General features: G+C 64.4%; 15 protein-coding genes. 8 read left to right on the forward strand and 7 right to left on the reverse strand.

Translation table 11 applies throughout. The features are described 5' to 3' along the window. On the reverse strand, window positions 1–391 hold a 391-nt coding region (locus Q7J58_RS01170), incomplete at its 3' end, for a GTPase (RefSeq protein ID WP_304822230.1). Between the two features lie 100 nt (window positions 392–491). On the opposite strand from Q7J58_RS01170, the gene Q7J58_RS01175 reads away from it, so the two are divergent. Both Q7J58_RS01175 and Q7J58_RS01180 read left to right on the forward strand, forming a co-directional pair. Next, window positions 492–1,151 (forward strand): nucleotidyltransferase family protein, encoded by a 660-nt coding sequence (locus Q7J58_RS01175; protein ID WP_304822232.1) that lies wholly within the window; start codon window positions 492–494, stop codon window positions 1,149–1,151. Continuing rightward, window positions 1,151–2,152 carry an XdhC family protein gene (locus tag Q7J58_RS01180; RefSeq protein WP_304822235.1) on the forward strand — a complete coding sequence of 334 codons (1,002 nt, stop codon included), beginning with the start codon at window positions 1,151–1,153 and terminating at the stop codon, window positions 2,150–2,152. Before Q7J58_RS01175 ends, Q7J58_RS01180 begins: the two co-directional genes overlap by 1 nt. A 135-nt stretch (window positions 2,153–2,287) precedes the next feature. Here Q7J58_RS01180 and Q7J58_RS01185 read toward each other — a convergent pair whose 3' ends face one another. Continuing rightward, entirely contained in the window at window positions 2,288–2,587 is a 300-nt protein-coding gene (locus tag Q7J58_RS01185) for a hypothetical protein (protein WP_304822238.1), read from the reverse strand. Window positions 2,588–2,780: 193 nt separating this feature from the next. Here Q7J58_RS01185 and Q7J58_RS01190 point away from each other — a divergent pair, with 193 nt between their 5' ends. Next, window positions 2,781–3,911: an ABC transporter substrate-binding protein gene (locus Q7J58_RS01190; RefSeq protein WP_304822241.1), complete on the forward strand. Its 1,131-nt coding sequence runs from the start codon at window positions 2,781–2,783 to the stop codon at window positions 3,909–3,911. Between the two features lie 127 nt (window positions 3,912–4,038). Here the strand turns inward: Q7J58_RS01190 and Q7J58_RS01195 are convergent, their stop codons facing one another. Further along, window positions 4,039–4,932 (reverse strand): MOSC N-terminal beta barrel domain-containing protein, encoded by an 894-nt coding sequence (locus tag Q7J58_RS01195; protein ID WP_304822244.1) that lies wholly within the window; start codon window positions 4,930–4,932, stop codon window positions 4,039–4,041. A 179-nt stretch (window positions 4,933–5,111) separates the two neighbouring features. Between Q7J58_RS01195 and Q7J58_RS01200 the strand changes: the two genes are divergently transcribed. The 4 genes from Q7J58_RS01200 to Q7J58_RS01215 are packed head-to-tail and all read left to right on the forward strand — an operon-like array spanning window position 5,112 to window position 9,441. Beyond that, window positions 5,112–6,293: an FAD-dependent monooxygenase gene (locus tag Q7J58_RS01200; protein WP_304822246.1), complete on the forward strand. Its 1,182-nt coding sequence runs from the start codon at window positions 5,112–5,114 to the stop codon at window positions 6,291–6,293. A gap of 52 nt (window positions 6,294–6,345) precedes the next feature. Then, window positions 6,346–7,059 (forward strand): DsbC family protein, encoded by a 714-nt coding sequence (locus Q7J58_RS01205; protein WP_304822248.1) that lies wholly within the window; start codon window positions 6,346–6,348, stop codon window positions 7,057–7,059. A gap of 22 nt (window positions 7,060–7,081) precedes the next feature. Beyond that, on the forward strand, window positions 7,082–7,573 hold the full coding sequence (locus Q7J58_RS01210) for a DUF3429 domain-containing protein (protein WP_304822251.1): 492 nt from the start codon (window positions 7,082–7,084) through the stop codon (window positions 7,571–7,573). Next, window positions 7,570–9,441, forward strand: coding sequence for a peptidase M61 (locus tag Q7J58_RS01215; RefSeq protein WP_304822254.1), 1,872 nt, complete (start codon window positions 7,570–7,572; stop codon window positions 9,439–9,441). The genes Q7J58_RS01210 and Q7J58_RS01215 overlap by 4 nt, the downstream gene beginning before the upstream one ends. Before the next feature lie 73 nt (window positions 9,442–9,514). Here the strand turns inward: Q7J58_RS01215 and Q7J58_RS01220 are convergent, their stop codons facing one another. From Q7J58_RS01220 to Q7J58_RS01235, 4 genes are read right to left on the reverse strand one after another with little or no spacing between them, the layout of a single operon-like run. Then, window positions 9,515–10,954, reverse strand: a complete 1,440-nt coding sequence (locus Q7J58_RS01220; RefSeq protein WP_304822257.1) for an aldehyde dehydrogenase family protein — start codon at window positions 10,952–10,954, stop codon at window positions 9,515–9,517. Between the two features lie 9 nt (window positions 10,955–10,963). Further along, window positions 10,964–12,259 carry a phenylacetate--CoA ligase PaaK gene (gene paaK / locus Q7J58_RS01225; protein WP_304822260.1) on the reverse strand — a complete coding sequence of 432 codons (1,296 nt, stop codon included), beginning with the start codon at window positions 12,257–12,259 and terminating at the stop codon, window positions 10,964–10,966. Next, window positions 12,256–12,696 (reverse strand): hydroxyphenylacetyl-CoA thioesterase PaaI, encoded by a 441-nt coding sequence (paaI, locus tag Q7J58_RS01230; RefSeq protein ID WP_304822263.1) that lies wholly within the window; start codon window positions 12,694–12,696, stop codon window positions 12,256–12,258. The genes paaK and paaI overlap by 4 nt, the downstream gene beginning before the upstream one ends. Before the next feature lies 1 nt (window position 12,697). Then, window positions 12,698–13,504 (reverse strand): enoyl-CoA hydratase-related protein, encoded by an 807-nt coding sequence (locus Q7J58_RS01235; RefSeq protein ID WP_304822266.1) that lies wholly within the window; start codon window positions 13,502–13,504, stop codon window positions 12,698–12,700. A gap of 183 nt (window positions 13,505–13,687) precedes the next feature. Between Q7J58_RS01235 and Q7J58_RS01240 the strand changes: the two genes are divergently transcribed. After that, window positions 13,688–14,116: enoyl-CoA hydratase-related protein (locus Q7J58_RS01240; RefSeq protein WP_304822268.1), on the forward strand; the 429-nt coding region annotated here is incomplete at its 3' end.

Consider the following 14,116-nt stretch of genomic DNA (forward strand, 5'->3'; position numbering starts at 1 on the left):
CGGTCTGAATGACCTCAATGTCGGCGATCGGGTCCACCTTGTTGGACACGTGGATCACGTTGTCGTCTTCAAAGCAGCGCACCACGTTGACGATGGCGTCGGTCTCACGGATGTGGGCCAGAAACTTGTTGCCCAGGCCCTCGCCCGTGCTGGCACCGGCCACCAGGCCGGCAATGTCCACAAACTCCACGATAGCCGGCACGATGCGCTCGGGCGAGATGATCTCGGCGAGCTGCTGCAGGCGCGGATCGGGCACTTCCACCACGCCGGTGTTGGGCTCGATGGTGCAAAAAGGATAGTTTTCAGCTGCGATGCCGGCTTTGGTCAGCGCGTTGAAAAGGGTGGACTTGCCGACGTTGGGCAGGCCCACGATGCCGCATTGGAGACTCATGGATTACCTCGAAAAACAACCATAAAGTGTATGCGATGGGCCACCTTGCGCTACCCTTTGCGCAAGGTGGCACCCATTCAGACCTGCCAGGAGAGCGTTGATGAACAAGATGGGGGCTTTGAGCGCAAGCGCCATTGTGCTGGCTGCGGGCTCGGGTTCGCGTATGGGCAACCGGCCCAAAAGCCTGCTGGAGTTGAACGGAATGACGCTGATTGAGCAGCAAATCAAAGCGCTCGTGGCAGCCGGGGTGCACCCGTTGGTGGTGGTGCTCGGTCACCATGCAGCGCACATCGCGCGTGCGCTTCACCCGCTTGGCGTGAACTTCGCGCACAACCCCAACCCGGGCCCCGACCCGGTGTCGTCGCTGCGCATCGGCTTGCAGGCGTTGCCATCCACCGTGGACGCGGTCTTGGTGGCACTGGCCGATCAGCCGCTCATCACCTCGCACGACATCACCGACCTGATGTGCGCCTACACCCACAGGCCCGCTGGCACGCACTGGGTGCAACCCGAAGTAGACGGCCTGCCCGGCAACCCGGTGATGTTCAGCGGCGAAGTGCGACAACAGATTCTGGCCGCCGACGCGGGGATGGGCGGTCCACAGTGGCGGAACGAACACCCCGAACAAGTGCACCGCTGGAACAGCCCCAACGCACACTACCGCACCGACATAGACACGCCAGAAGACATCAAAACCCTCGCCGCACGCACTGGCCACCACCTGCGCTGGCCCGCCGACTGGACCGAGGCGCCCACCTGATGCAGCGCATCGACATCGACGTGATTCGCACCGCGCTGGACTGGCAAGGCCGTGGCCACCGCGTGGTGCTGGGCACGGTGGTGCGCACCTGGGGCTCGGCCCCGCGCCCGCCGGGCTCGCTCATGGTCATCCGCGACGACGGCCAGGTGGCTGGCTCCGTGTCGGGCGGCTGCATTGAAGACGACCTGATGGGCCGCGTGAACCGGGGCGAGCTGGCCCTGCGCAAACCCGAGGTCACCACCTACGGCGAAACCGCCGAAGCCGCGCGCCGCTTTGGCCTGCCCTGCGGCGGCACGGTGCAGATCGTGCTGGAGCAGCTGGGGCCGCAGTCGCAACTGCGCGAGCTGCTGGTGGCCATTGAAGGGCGCCGCCGCGTGCAGCGCCGCCTGGACATGCAAACCGGCCTGGTGCGGCTGGAGGCCGCCACCGAGGGCGACCGCGTGGCGTTTGACGGCGCCACCCTGGGCACCGTGCACGGCCCGCGTTTGCGCCTGCTCATCATTGGGGGCGGCCAGCTCTCGCGCTACCTGGCCAGCATGGCCGTGATGCTGGATTACCTGGTGACGGTGTGCGAGCCCCGCACCGAATACCACGAAGGCTGGGACGCCATGGCCGGCGTGACGCTGTCCACCGCGATGCCCGACGACCTGGTGCTGGCCATGAACCTGGACCACCACAGCGCGGTGGTGGCCGTCACCCACGACCCAAAACTGGACGACCTGGCGCTGATGGAAGCGCTGCGCACCCCCGCGTTTTATGTGGGCGCGCTGGGTTCCCAGCACAACAACGCGAAGCGCCGCGAGCGCCTGCTGGAATTTGACGTGAGCCCCGAAGAGGCCGCCCGGCTGCACGGCCCGGTGGGCCTGAACCTGGGCGCCCTCACCCCACCCGAAATTGCCCTGAGCATCGTGGCCGAAATGACCGCGCTGCGCCGCGGCACAGACCTGAGCGGGCCGCTGAGCAACTGGAATGGCTCCAAAACGGTTTGCAAAACCTGCTGAACATCGGCTTTGTCGCGGGTTGCGCCATCCCAGTGACGCCCAAGCGACCAACCGCCGAATCCGCGCGGGCACCTTGGGCGGCATACGGAACCCAGAAAGGCACAAAGAACCACGTTGACCACAGACCGGAATGGGTCAGAGCATCGCAATAGCGCTGGAACATATCGCCTGCGATGACCTTGGGGTGAACGGGAAGACGGTGACGGTGTGATTGCCGCACACCCAGCAGTTCACGCCCGCAGCAGCGTGGGTATCGCGTCGGTCATGGGCTTCGCGGCTGGCATCGTGCATCGTGAAATGAAGGGCACTTTTATAAATCACTCGCGAGAAGACAAAGGGTGAAGTGGCTCTTTTCACCACCCGTTGCAGGCGATGCGCCTCCGCCGCCCAGACGCCTATGGCCAAGACCGGCACCTTCGCAGCGATCCATCCCAACCAGCAGGTCCGTGCGGCCGAACGGACCAAGACCGCAATCGCTGATCTCTTTTGAACGGCGAAATCGCCCTTTGCATCCACACATCTGGCCGGTGCCGGGACCACGGGAAAACCCCCATCGAAGTGCCTTGTTTTAATTACCAAATATAACCATACTACCCAACCTCCGGAGACAACACAAAGGAATAACAAGATGGTTCGTTGGGCAATGCTTGCGTGTGGCTGGTTGATTTCAGCCGCAGTACACGCCAATGATGCGGGCGTCACGCCCACCGAAATAAAACTGGGTGCATCGGCCGTGCTCTCGGGGCCGCTCGGGCCGCAAACCGTGCAATACGGTGAAGGTTCGCGCCTGTTGTTTGACGCAATCAACGCAAGCGGTGGCATACACGGTCGAAAGATCAGCTACGTCACCATCGATGACGGCTTCAACCTACAGCGCGCTGTCGAGAACACCCGAAAACTGCAGAACGAGCACAACGTGTTCATGATCTTCAACAGCACCGGCACCGCGCATACGGCCGCCGTGCTGCCGATGCTGAAGGAATCGAAGACCATTCTGTTTGGTCCGGTCACAGGCGCCTCGGCGCTGCGTGACAACTTCAATCCCTACGTGTTTCACGTGCGCGCCGGCTACGCCAATGAGTCAACGCGCATGCTCTCGCAACTCAAGCAGATGGGTGTGAAGCGGGTCGCTTTTTTCTATCAAGACGACGGGTTTGGCAAGACCTTGCTGGCTGAGGTCAAGAAGTCTTCTGCTTCAGAAAATCTGCCCTTGGTGGCGGAGATCAAGGTCGATCCGGCTGCACCCGATTTCGCGGCCGCCGCTGCGGCCACCGAGCAGGCCAACCCGCAGGCCGTGATCGTCGGCACCGCCGGACTGACGTTCACCAACTACGTCAAGGCCGTGCAGGCAACCGCTTCGCGACCTGTCTTCTACGGCTTCTCGGTGGTCAGTCTCGACGGTGTTCAGCGCGAGCTGAAAGAGAAGGCGCGCGGCATCATCCTGGCGCAAATCATGCCATCGCTGCGCAACGGTACCGTACCGGTGGTGGCGGAATACCTGAAGCTGCATGCCGCCAAATCGCCCAATACCCCACCCTCAGCGTCGCAATTTGAGGGCTTCGTACATGCCCGTCTGCTCGTTGAAGGACTCAAGCGAGCAGGCCGCGACCTGAACACCGCCAGCTTCATCCAGGCAATGGAAGGAGCGGGTGAAATCGCATTTGGGCGGTTCATCGCCCAATACTCACCCCAATCCCACAATGGCTCAAACTATGTGGAACTGGCGATCATAGATGCCGAGGGGAACCTGCGGTATTGAACAGGCGATCCAGCGTCGGATGCTGCAAAAAGTGGGGTGCACGGCAAACGGGTTGTCGCCACGTGAAGGCCAACGCTTCATCTTGAAGCGATACGGGGGCTTGGCCCACCGTGACGGATGTTCGGCTTCAGGCAAACACCCAGTCGGCCTGCACCATCTGCCCCACGCGCAGCACCCGCCCGTCACCCTGCAGCACGATGGCGTTCATGCCGAAGGTGACCGCTCCGTTCAGGCGGGCATCTTGCCGGTAGCCTTGCAAAGTGTCGCCCACGGCAGGCGACGAGGTGGCGGTGACCGGGTCGATGTTGGGTATGGGGCAGCGCGCACAGGGCTTCACCGTTTCAATCACGGCTTCGCCATCGGCGGTGGTGATGTGCAGCGGCCCCAGGCGGTCTTCGTCGTGCGCTTCCAGACCGGCCAGCACGATGTTGGGGCGAAAACGCCGCATATCCACCGGCGCATGACCTGCCGCAACCAGGCGTTCGTTGAGTTCGGCCAACGACGCGGTGCTGGCCACCAGCAAACCAAAACCATCGGCAAACTGGGTCGTGGCTTCGCGCCCGCCGGTCCATTTCGGACTGCACAGGCGGCGCACGGCGGGGTCAAAGCGGGCCAGGCGCAGGCGCTTCAGGCCGGTGGGCGCATCGGGGCCCAGAAAGTCGCTGAACCACTGCGCGGCCACGTCGCCCATGTCGTAGGCGGCCACCGCATCGTCCCACACCCGCACGCTCAGTGGCGACTCGGCCGCGTCCAGCGCCAGGTGCAGGGCCAACATGCCGGGAGCGCGCAGCACCAGTTGCCCCATTTTGAAAGTGGGCTGGATGAGTGCCATGCGCGGCAGTTCGCGCTGGCTGACGAATTCGCCGGCGCTGTCTACCACCATCCAGGTGCGGTCGTAGGCCAAACCGGTGGGGGTCAGCTCGGCGTCGGGCACGGCCACGCCTGCGCACGATTTGACGGGGTACACCCACAGCTGGTCGATGGTGGCCTGTACGTCGTGGGTGGAGAAGGATGGGCTCATGGGTGCTCCAGAAAGGTGGTCAGCAGGCGCCCACCGCCAAGCCTGTTCGGCGCGGGCCGTGGATCCGTCGGGCGGGTCAAGGCCAAAGATTGTGCCTTGCTCTGAAGGCCACGATGCCCAAGCCCCGCGCCGTGCACACGCGCCCGTGGGCTTATTCGGTGTCACCCTAAAATCCAGCCATGTCCTCATTTCCTCCCGGCTCCTCGGCCCGTCGCCGATTCGACGTCACCATCCGCGGCGGCGGCGTGGTGGGCCAGACCCTCGCCCTGCTGCTGGCGCGCGAGCGCCTGCGCGTGGCACTGGTCAGCCCGGCGCCCCTGGCCAGCGGCACCGACGTGCGCGCCTACGCCTTGAACGCCGCGTCGCGCGCTCTGCTGCAGTCGGTGCGGGCCTGGCCCGAAGCCGCAGCGGCGCCGGCCCGCACCGATGCACCGGCCATCACCCCCGTGAGCGCCATGCAGGTTTGGGGCGACGACGGCGGTGAGGTGCAGTTTTCAGCCCGCGGCCTGGGAGCCGACGCGCTGACCTGGATCGTGGACGTGCCCGCGCTGGAGCGCCGCCTGGCCGATGCGGTGGGTTTTCAAAGCGGCATTGAATGCTGCACCACAGCCCCGCCCGCCGCGCTCACGGTGGTGTGCGAAGGCAAGCGCAGCCGCACCCGCGACGAACTGGGCCTCGAATTTGATGTGCGACCCTACCCGCACAAAGCCCTGGCCGCCCGGCTGACCTGCGCGCTACCGCACGGCGGCGTGGCCCGGCAGTGGTTTCACAACGGCGAGATCATGGCTTTGCTGCCGCTGGGTGGCGCGCAAGGGAACTCGGTGGCGCTGGTGTGGTCACTCCCCACGCAGCAGGCCGATGCCTGGCTGGCCGCACCCGCCGAGGCCCTGGCCGAAGCGGTGCAAACGCGCTGTGCAGCGGTGCTGGGCGCCATGCAACTGCAAAGCCCGGCGCAGGCCTGGCCGCTGGAGCTGTCGCGAGCCCGCCGCTGGATCGCCCGCCTGCGCCCGGAACTGGGCGGTGGCGGTGTGGCCCTGGCGGGTGACGCAGCCCACGCCATGCACCCGCTGGCGGGCCAGGGACTCAACGTGGGCCTGGCCGATGTGGCTGAGCTGGCGCGGGTGCTGCACGAGCGCGAGTACTGGCGTGAGCTGGGCGATCTGAAGCTGCTGCGGCGTTATGAGCGTGCGCGGCAGGCCGACGTGGCCGCCATGGGCTGGGTGACCGACGGGCTGTTTGGCCTGTTCTCCCACGCCGACAGCCGCATCCAGGCTTTGCGCAACTGGGGCATGAAGGGGTTTGAACGCAGCGGTGCGCTCAAGACCTGGATCGCCCGGCAGGCTTCCGGCATCAGCGGCTGACACCGCCGGTTTTTTCAAAATTCATCCCACTGGCCCCAACCCGGGCACCGCCATGAAACCCATCAAAATCCTCTTGCTCACCCTGCTGGCCGCCCTGTCCCTGGGCGCCGTGGCCCAGGAAGCCACTATTCGCAAAAACCTGGCCGAGCGCCTGCCCAACCTGCCCAAGATCGACGAAGTGAGCAAAACGCCCATGCCGGGCCTGTACGAGGTGCGCGTCAACCAGAGCGAGATCTTCTACACCGACGAAAAAGGCGACTTCCTGATCCAGGGCTCGCTGATCGATACCCAAGCCCGGCTGGACCTGACCGAACAGCGGCTGGACAAGCTCAGCGCCATTGCCTACAAAGACCTGCCAATCAAAGACGCCTTCACCATCGTGCGTGGCAACGGCAAGCGCAAGATGGCCGTGTTCAGCGACCCGAACTGCGGCTACTGCAAGCGCTTGGAACGCGACCTGGCCAAGATCGACAACGTCACCGTGCATCTGTTCCTGTACCCGATCTTGAGCGCCGATTCGACCGAGAAGTCGCGCAACATCTGGTGTTCCAAGGACAAGGGCAAGGCTTACCTCGACTGGATGGTGCGCGACGTGACGCCAGCCACCGCCAGCTGCGACGCAAGCGCCATGGCCCGCAACGTCGAATTTGGCAAAAAATCCCGCATCACCGGCACACCCACCGTCATCTTTGCCGACGGCACGCGCGTGCCCGGTGCCATCGATGTGGCCCGTATTGAAAAGTTTCTGACCGAAGCCAAGCCCTGAAGCCACGTCCCAACCCCTCGCCATGAACGCTGCCACCGCCCACCCCGTTCTGCACGACCCCGACGACACCGCCCTGGCCCGCACCCTGGGGCACGCCGGGCTCATTCCCTTTGTGTTGCTGGCCGCCCTGCTCTGGCTGGTGAACACCGAACTGCAAGCCTGGGTGGCCATTGCGCTGGCCGGCTATGCGGCGCTGATCGCATCCTTCATGGGCGGTGTGCACTGGGGCATTGCCTGGCTGGCCGCCCGCCACGCCGCCACACACGGCGAGCCACCCCACCACGCCCAACGCAAGCACCTGCTCTGGGGCGTGGTGCCCTCGCTGCTGGCGTGGCCGGGGCTGCTCATGCCGCCGTTTGCCGGTCTGGCCTGGCTGGGTTTTGTGCTGGTGTTGTGCTATTTGGTCGACCGCACGCTCTATGCGCAGGCGGGCCTGCAGCAGTGGCTCACGCTGCGCTTTCGCCTGTCTGGCGTGGCCGCGCTGAGCTGCTTTGTGGGCGCAGGCGCTTTATGAGCACCGCACGCAAAACCCCCAAGGTCGGCGCCAGCCGGCCTGTCCGCCAAGCCCCAGCGCCTACCGGGCTGCATTACACGGTGGCGGTACACAGCGCGCAGGCCCACCTGTTTGCCGTCACCCTGCGCATTGAGCAGCCCGCCCACAACCAGCGGGTGAGCCTGCCGGTGTGGATTCCCGGCAGCTACCTGGTGCGCGAGTTTTCTCAACACCTGCAAGGCCTGAGCGCCACACAGGGCGGGCAACCGGTTGCCCTCAAGCAGCTCGACAAACACCGCTGGCAAGCCGCTGCGGTGCCCGGCCAGCCGCTGGAACTGCGGTACGCCGTGTACGCGCTCGATGCCTCGGTGCGCACCGCTTTTCTGGACACCACACGCGGCTTCTTCAACCCCACCAGCCTGTGTCTGCAGGTGCTGGGGCAAGAAGACCAGCCGCACGCGCTGGAACTGGTGTCCAGCCCAGCCACCGCCGGTTGGCAGGTGGCCACGGGCCTGGAACCGCACAACGTGGACAGCGACGGCTTTGGCCACTACCGTGCCCAACACTACGACGAGCTGGCCGACTGCCCGGTCGAAATGGGCCGCTTCTGGAGCGGCAGCTTCACCGCCGGCGGCGTGCCGCACCGCTTCGTGGTCAGCGGCACGGGTGCCTGGCTCGACGGTGAGCGACTGCTGGACGACACACGCCGCATTTGCGAAGAACAAATCGCCTTCTGGCACGGCGATGAAGCCCCGCCTTTTGAGCGCTATGTGTTCATGATGCACGCCAGCGCCGACGGCTACGGCGGGCTGGAACACCGCAACTCCACGGCCCTCATTTGCCAGCGTGCCGACCTGCCGCGCCTGAACACACCAACCACCAAGCCCGCCGCGCTCAAGGCGACCGACGGCTACACCACGCTGCTCGGGCTGATCAGCCACGAGTACTTTCACACCTGGAACGTCAAGCGCTTGCGCCCGTCCGAGTTCGCACGCTACGACTACACCCAGGAAAACTACACCGAACTGCTGTGGTTTTTTGAAGGTTTCACCAGCTACTACGACGACCTGTTTCTGCGCCGTGCGGGCCTCATCGACGACACCACCTACTTGCAACTGCTGGCCAAAACCATCAACCAGGTGCTGCAAACGCCTGGGCGCCACCTGCAAAGCGTGGCGCAGGCCAGTTTTGATGCCTGGGTGAAGTACTACCGCATCGGTGAAAACACGCCCAACGCCACGGTGAGCTACTACACCAAGGGCGCGCTGGTGGCGCTGTGCCTGGACCTGACCCTGCGCACCGAAGGCCACACCACGCTGGACGCGGTGATGCGCGAACTCTGGCAGCGCTGCAAGGGCGGCCCCATGCGCGAAGCCGATCTGCTGCGCGCGCTCAAAAAGCTGGGCAAACGCCCGTTTGATGCCGAACTGGCCGCCTGGGTACACAGCACCGACGACCTGCCCACCCACGACCTGCTGCAAAACCAGGGCGCCAAGCTGCACCACGACAAAGCGCCGCTGGCCCAGCAACTGGGCTTGCGCGTCGGCGAGTCGGGCAGCCTGACCATCAAGACCGTGCTGCGTGGCGGTGCCGCCGAGGCGGCAGGCCTGGCGGCGGGCGACGAATGGCTGGGGGTGGAACTGCCCGCTGCCCAGCGCGGCGAACCCGCTGAAGCCTGGCGCATCCACAAGCTCGACGAGCTGCTGATGCTGCGTGGGCAACGCACCGAACTGGTGGCGCTGGTGTCGCGCGACAAACGCCTGCTGCGCTGCCCGCTGGACTGGCCCACCGAAAGCCAGACCGTGCGCCTGACCGTGGCCGATGCGCCCCGGCTGGGAAACTGGCTGAACCCGCCCGATACTGACGCCGGCTCACACACCCAAGGCTGACGCGCCTATTGTTGGTTTTCTTTCACCGGTGCGTGCCTGTGGACAGACAACGGCCTCGCCTGCCGCTTCTGGCTCACATCCACTTGAAGGCTGACTTCAAAAAACGGCGCACAAATGGCGGCACTTCACCGGCAGAGAACCATCGCGTGGCCATTGAAAACTGCGTGCGAACCACCGCTTTTTCGTGGCTGAACGCCTTGAAACCATAATGCCCGTGCGCATGGCCCAAGCCAGAGTTTTTGACACCGCCGAAAGGCAACCGGCCGTGCAAAAAATGCACCAGCGCATGGTTCACGCAGGCGCCGCCCGACGCCGTCTGCTGCAACAGGCGTTGAATGTTGTCGCTGCTCGTGCTGTAGATGTACAAAGCCAATGGATGGGGCGCGGCGTTGATCTTGGCGATCACGTCATCGAGGTTCTTAAACACCATCACGGGCAACAGCGGGCCAAAAATTTCTTCTTGCATGATGCGCGCATGTTCGGGGATGCTTTCGAGCAACGTGGGCGCGACAAAGCAGTCGGCCTCAGCCACACCGCCACCGATCAGGACACGGGCGCCCAGCGCGCAGGCTTCGTCCAGCAATCCCTTGACGCGCGCGGTATGGCGTGCATTGACCATGTGCGCGAGGTGCGGGCTTTTCTGCTGCGCTTCCAAGGTCTTGCCATAGGCTTTTTCAAGTATCGCCCGGCAATGGTTGACCCACGCCTCCTTCACGCTCTCATGCACATAGACATGGTCGGGCGCAATGCAGGTCTGGCCCGCGTTGGCAAACTTGGCCCACATGGTGTTTTGCGCCGCCAACGGGATGTTGGCGCTGGCGTCGATCACCGTTGGACTCTTGCCACCCAACTCCAGTGTGACGCTGGTCAAGTGTTTTGCAGCAGCGGCCATCACCACCTTGCCAATGGCTGGGCTGCCGGTGAAAAAGATGTGGTCAAACGGCAGATTCAACAGCGCTTGCGCCACATCCACCTCACCCTCAAAAAGGGCCACTTCGTTTGCAGGAAATGTTTCGCGCACGATTTTGGACATCAGCGCCGACAAATGGGGGGTCATCTCGGACGGCTTGATGATGGCCGTGTTGCCCGCTGCGAGGGCTGAAATCAGCGGTCCGAAGGTGAGGTTCACCGGGTAGTTCCAGGGCGAAATAATGAGACAGCGCCCGCGTGGCATGTATTGCACCTGAGCGCTCGTCCCGGCCGTCAGCAGAGTGGGCCACACGCCTCTGGGCTTCATCCATTTCTTCAGGTGTGCCATGGCATCGTTGGCTTCGGCACACACGGGCAAAATTTCTGCCAGATCCACTTCCCCTTTGGGTTTCTTGAAGTCGGCGTAGGCGGCCTCGTAAAGTGCCTCGGTATGCGCCAACACCGCGTCACGCAATTTCCTGATTTTTGCAATCCTTTCCTCGGCGCTTGAAACCCGCAGGCGCAAGGCAGTGGCAGCCTGGTCGTCAAAAACGCTCTGGATGCTTGACATGGTCGCCCAGGAAGTCGATGCATCGTGGGACATGGGTGGCTCTCAGCGCGGGCGCAAGTCCACCACGCGCTTGGCCTTGCCCTGGCTGCGCTCCACGCCGCCTTCGGACTTCAGGCTCACTTCCACACTGCTGCCCACAAACACCTTCACCTCATGCTGCAACAGCGTGGCGGCGGCGCGCGCTTCAATGCTGTCGGGCGCCAGACCGGGGCGGGTTTCCACCACCACCGTCAGGTTGTCCATGGGGCCTTCGCGGCTCAGCACGCACTGGTAGTGCGCGCTCAGTTCAGGGCGCTTCAAAATGAGTTCTTCAATCTGCGTCGGGAACACGTTCACGCCGCGCACGATCATCATGTCGTCGCTGCGGCCGGTGATCTTTTCCATGCGGCGCATGGTGCGCGCCGTACCCGGCAGCAGGCGGGTCAGGTCGCGCGTGCGGTAGCGGATGATGGGCAGCGCTTCTTTGGTCAGGCTGGTGAACACCAGTTCGCCCATTTCGCCGTCGGCCACCGGTTCGCCGGTTTCGGGGTGGATGATCTCGGGGAAAAAGTGGTCTTCCCAGATGGTGGGGCCGTCTTTGGTTTCCACGCATTCGCTGGCCACGCCCGGGCCCATCACTTCCGACAGGCCGTAAATGTCCACCGCGTCCATGCCCATGCGGGCTTCAATGGCGGTGCGCATGTCGTTGGTCCAGGGCTCGGCGCCAAAAATGCCCAGGCGCAGGCTGCTCTCGCGCGGGTCCAGGCCCAGGCGCTCAAATTCGTCGGCAATGGCCAACATGTAGCTCGGCGTCACCATGATGATGGTGGGCTTGAAGTCCTGCATCAGTTGCACCTGGCGCTCGGTTTGGCCGCCGCCAAACGGCACCACCGTGAGGCCCAGTTTTTCAGCACCGTAGTGCGCGCCCAGGCCCCCGGTGAACAGGCCGTAGCCGTAGCTCACATGCACCATGTCGCCCGGCCGGGCGCCGCCGGCGCGGATGGAGCGCGCCACGACGGTGGCCCAGGTGTCGATGTCTTTGAGCGTGTAGCCCACCACCGTGGGCTTGCCGGTGGTGCCGCTGCTGGCATGGATGCGGGCGCACTGCTCACGCGGCACGGCAAACATGCCAAACGGGTAGCTGTCGCGCAGGTCGTGTTTGGTGGTGAACGGAAACTTGCCCAGGTCGGCCAGGCTGCGGCAGTCGTCCGGGTGCACACCGGCCGCGTCAAACTTGGCGCGGTACACCGGCGAGTTTTGGTAGGCATGGCGCAGCGTGGCCTGCAGGCGCTTGAGCTGCAGGCCGCGCAGTTCGTCGATGCTGGCCTTTTCGATGGGTTCAAGTGGCAAGTGGCTCATGCAGGCACCTCTTCAGGAAAAACTTGGCCGGGGATCACCGCGCTTTTGCCCCGGAACATCGCGATCACTTCGCCCTTTTGGTTGCTGACCTTCATGTCGTAAATACCGTGGCGGCCCTGCAGCACCTGCTCCACCCCTTCGCAGGTGAGCACGTCACCGTCCTGCCCGGGCTTGAGGAATTCGATGCTGCAGCCCGCCGCCACCGCGTTCTTGTTGTAGCTGTTGCAGGCGTAGGCAAAGGTGGTGTCGGCCAGGGTGAAGATGAAGCCGCCGTGGCAGATCTTGTGGCCGTTCAGGTGCAGCGGCTTCACCGCCATGCGCAGCACAGCGCGGCCCGGCGCCACGCTCACGATTTCAATGCCCATGGTTTCGCGGGCTGCCACGTCGGCGGCAAACATGGCTTCGCCGACCTTCGCGGCCCGTTCTTGTGGCGTCATCTCATGCCCCCTTGAATTGCGCCGGGCGCTTCTGCCGGAAGGCCATCACGCCTTCGATGTAGTCGTGCGTTCGGCCCAGCGCCGACTGCGTGTCACGCTCCACGTCCAGCTGCTCGTTGAGCGTGCGCTTTCCCGCGTCGCGCAGCAAGGCGCGTGTGGCCACCAGCGCCTGGGTGGGCATGGTGGCCAGTTTTTCGGCCATGGCCAAGGCGGCCGCCAGCGGATCGTCTTGCACGTCCCAGATCATTCCCCACTCTTTGGCTTGCGCGGCGGGCAGCTTGTCGCCCGTCATGGCCAGCGCCATGGCACGGGCCAGGCCCAGCCGCTCCACCAGAAACCAGCTGCCGCCCGCGTCCGGGATCAAGCCGATTTTGCTGAAGGCCTGAATGAAGCTGGCGCCAGGGGCGGCGATGGCGATGTCGCAGGTCATGGCCAGCGAAGCACCGGCGCCGGCGGCCACACCGTTCACCGCGGCGATCACGGGCATGCGCAGCGATTGGATGCGCCGTGCCGTGGGGTTGAAGGCCTGATCGATGACGGGACCGGGGTCGGCCCGCTGCACCAGGTCGGGGCCGGGCTCGAAGTCAAACTCGGCCAGATCGGCCCCAGCACAAAAGCCACGCCCCGCGCCGGTGAGCACCAGGGCGCGAATATGGGGATTGGCTTCTGCCCGGTCGAGCACGGACCACAGGTCGCGGTGCATCTGGCGGGTGAAACTGTTCAGGGCTTCGGGCCGGTTCAGGGTGACCAGGGCAACGGCGCCGCGCTCTTCATAGCGTACGGTCGTGCCTGCAGCGGGGGCGTTCATGGGCAGATGTCTCCTCGGGCCGCCGTTGTGCGGCACTGGTGGTGGTGTTTTCCGCCAATTTACCATTAACCGACCGATGAGTCGGTTAATGTTTTCCCTTGGTTCATCCCGATCCCCGGCGCGTCACGGTCCGGCTATAGTTGACGCGCACGTCAACCACAGCCTCACCCCCAAAGGACACCCATGAGCGAAACCCTCACCCCCGAACTGATCCAGGTGCGCACCGAAGGTCGCGTCGGCATCGTCACCCTGAACCGGCCCAAGCAGCTCAACGCCCTGAACGACCAGCTCATGAACGAGCTGGGCGCGGCGCTGAAAGGATTTGACCTGGACGATTCCATCGGCTGCATGATCGTCACCGGCAGCGAAAAAGCGTTTGCCGCCGGCGCCGACATTGGCGCCATGGCCACCTACACCTTTGCCGATGTGTACAAGGGCGACTACATCACCCGCAACTGGGAAGCCATTCGCAGCATCCGCAAACCGGTGATCGCGGCCGTGAGCGGCTTTGCCCTGGGCGGGGGCTGCGAGCTGGCCATGATGTGCGACTTCATCATTGCCGCCGACAACGCCAAGTTCGGCCAGCCCGAGATCAAGCTGGGCATCATTCCC

This window comes from Hydrogenophaga sp. (assembly GCF_030656115.1).
GTDB lineage: Bacteria > Pseudomonadota > Gammaproteobacteria > Burkholderiales > Burkholderiaceae_C > Hydrogenophaga.

What these genes read in the sequence shown, in the direction of transcription:
- Q7J58_RS01175 (WP_304822232.1), top strand. Translation starts at nt 492, where the DNA reads ATGAACAAGATGGGGGCTTTGAGCGCAAGCGCCATTGTGCTGGCTGCG.
- Q7J58_RS01180 (WP_304822235.1), top strand. Translation starts at nt 1,151, where the DNA reads ATGCAGCGCATCGACATCGACGTGATTCGCACCGCGCTGGACTGGCAA.
- Q7J58_RS01190 (WP_304822241.1), top strand. Translation starts at nt 2,781, where the DNA reads ATGGTTCGTTGGGCAATGCTTGCGTGTGGCTGGTTGATTTCAGCCGCA.
- Q7J58_RS01195 (WP_304822244.1), bottom strand. Translation starts at nt 4,932, where the DNA reads ATGAGCCCATCCTTCTCCACCCACGACGTACAGGCCACCATCGACCAG.
- Q7J58_RS01200 (WP_304822246.1), top strand. Translation starts at nt 5,112, where the DNA reads ATGTCCTCATTTCCTCCCGGCTCCTCGGCCCGTCGCCGATTCGACGTC.
- Q7J58_RS01205 (WP_304822248.1), top strand. Translation starts at nt 6,346, where the DNA reads ATGAAACCCATCAAAATCCTCTTGCTCACCCTGCTGGCCGCCCTGTCC.
- Q7J58_RS01210 (WP_304822251.1), top strand. Translation starts at nt 7,082, where the DNA reads ATGAACGCTGCCACCGCCCACCCCGTTCTGCACGACCCCGACGACACC.
- Q7J58_RS01215 (WP_304822254.1), top strand. Translation starts at nt 7,570, where the DNA reads ATGAGCACCGCACGCAAAACCCCCAAGGTCGGCGCCAGCCGGCCTGTC.
- Q7J58_RS01220 (WP_304822257.1), bottom strand. Translation starts at nt 10,954, where the DNA reads ATGTCCCACGATGCATCGACTTCCTGGGCGACCATGTCAAGCATCCAG.
- paaK (WP_304822260.1), bottom strand. Translation starts at nt 12,259, where the DNA reads ATGAGCCACTTGCCACTTGAACCCATCGAAAAGGCCAGCATCGACGAA.
- paaI (WP_304822263.1), bottom strand. Translation starts at nt 12,696, where the DNA reads ATGACGCCACAAGAACGGGCCGCGAAGGTCGGCGAAGCCATGTTTGCC.
- Q7J58_RS01235 (WP_304822266.1), bottom strand. Translation starts at nt 13,504, where the DNA reads ATGAACGCCCCCGCTGCAGGCACGACCGTACGCTATGAAGAGCGCGGC.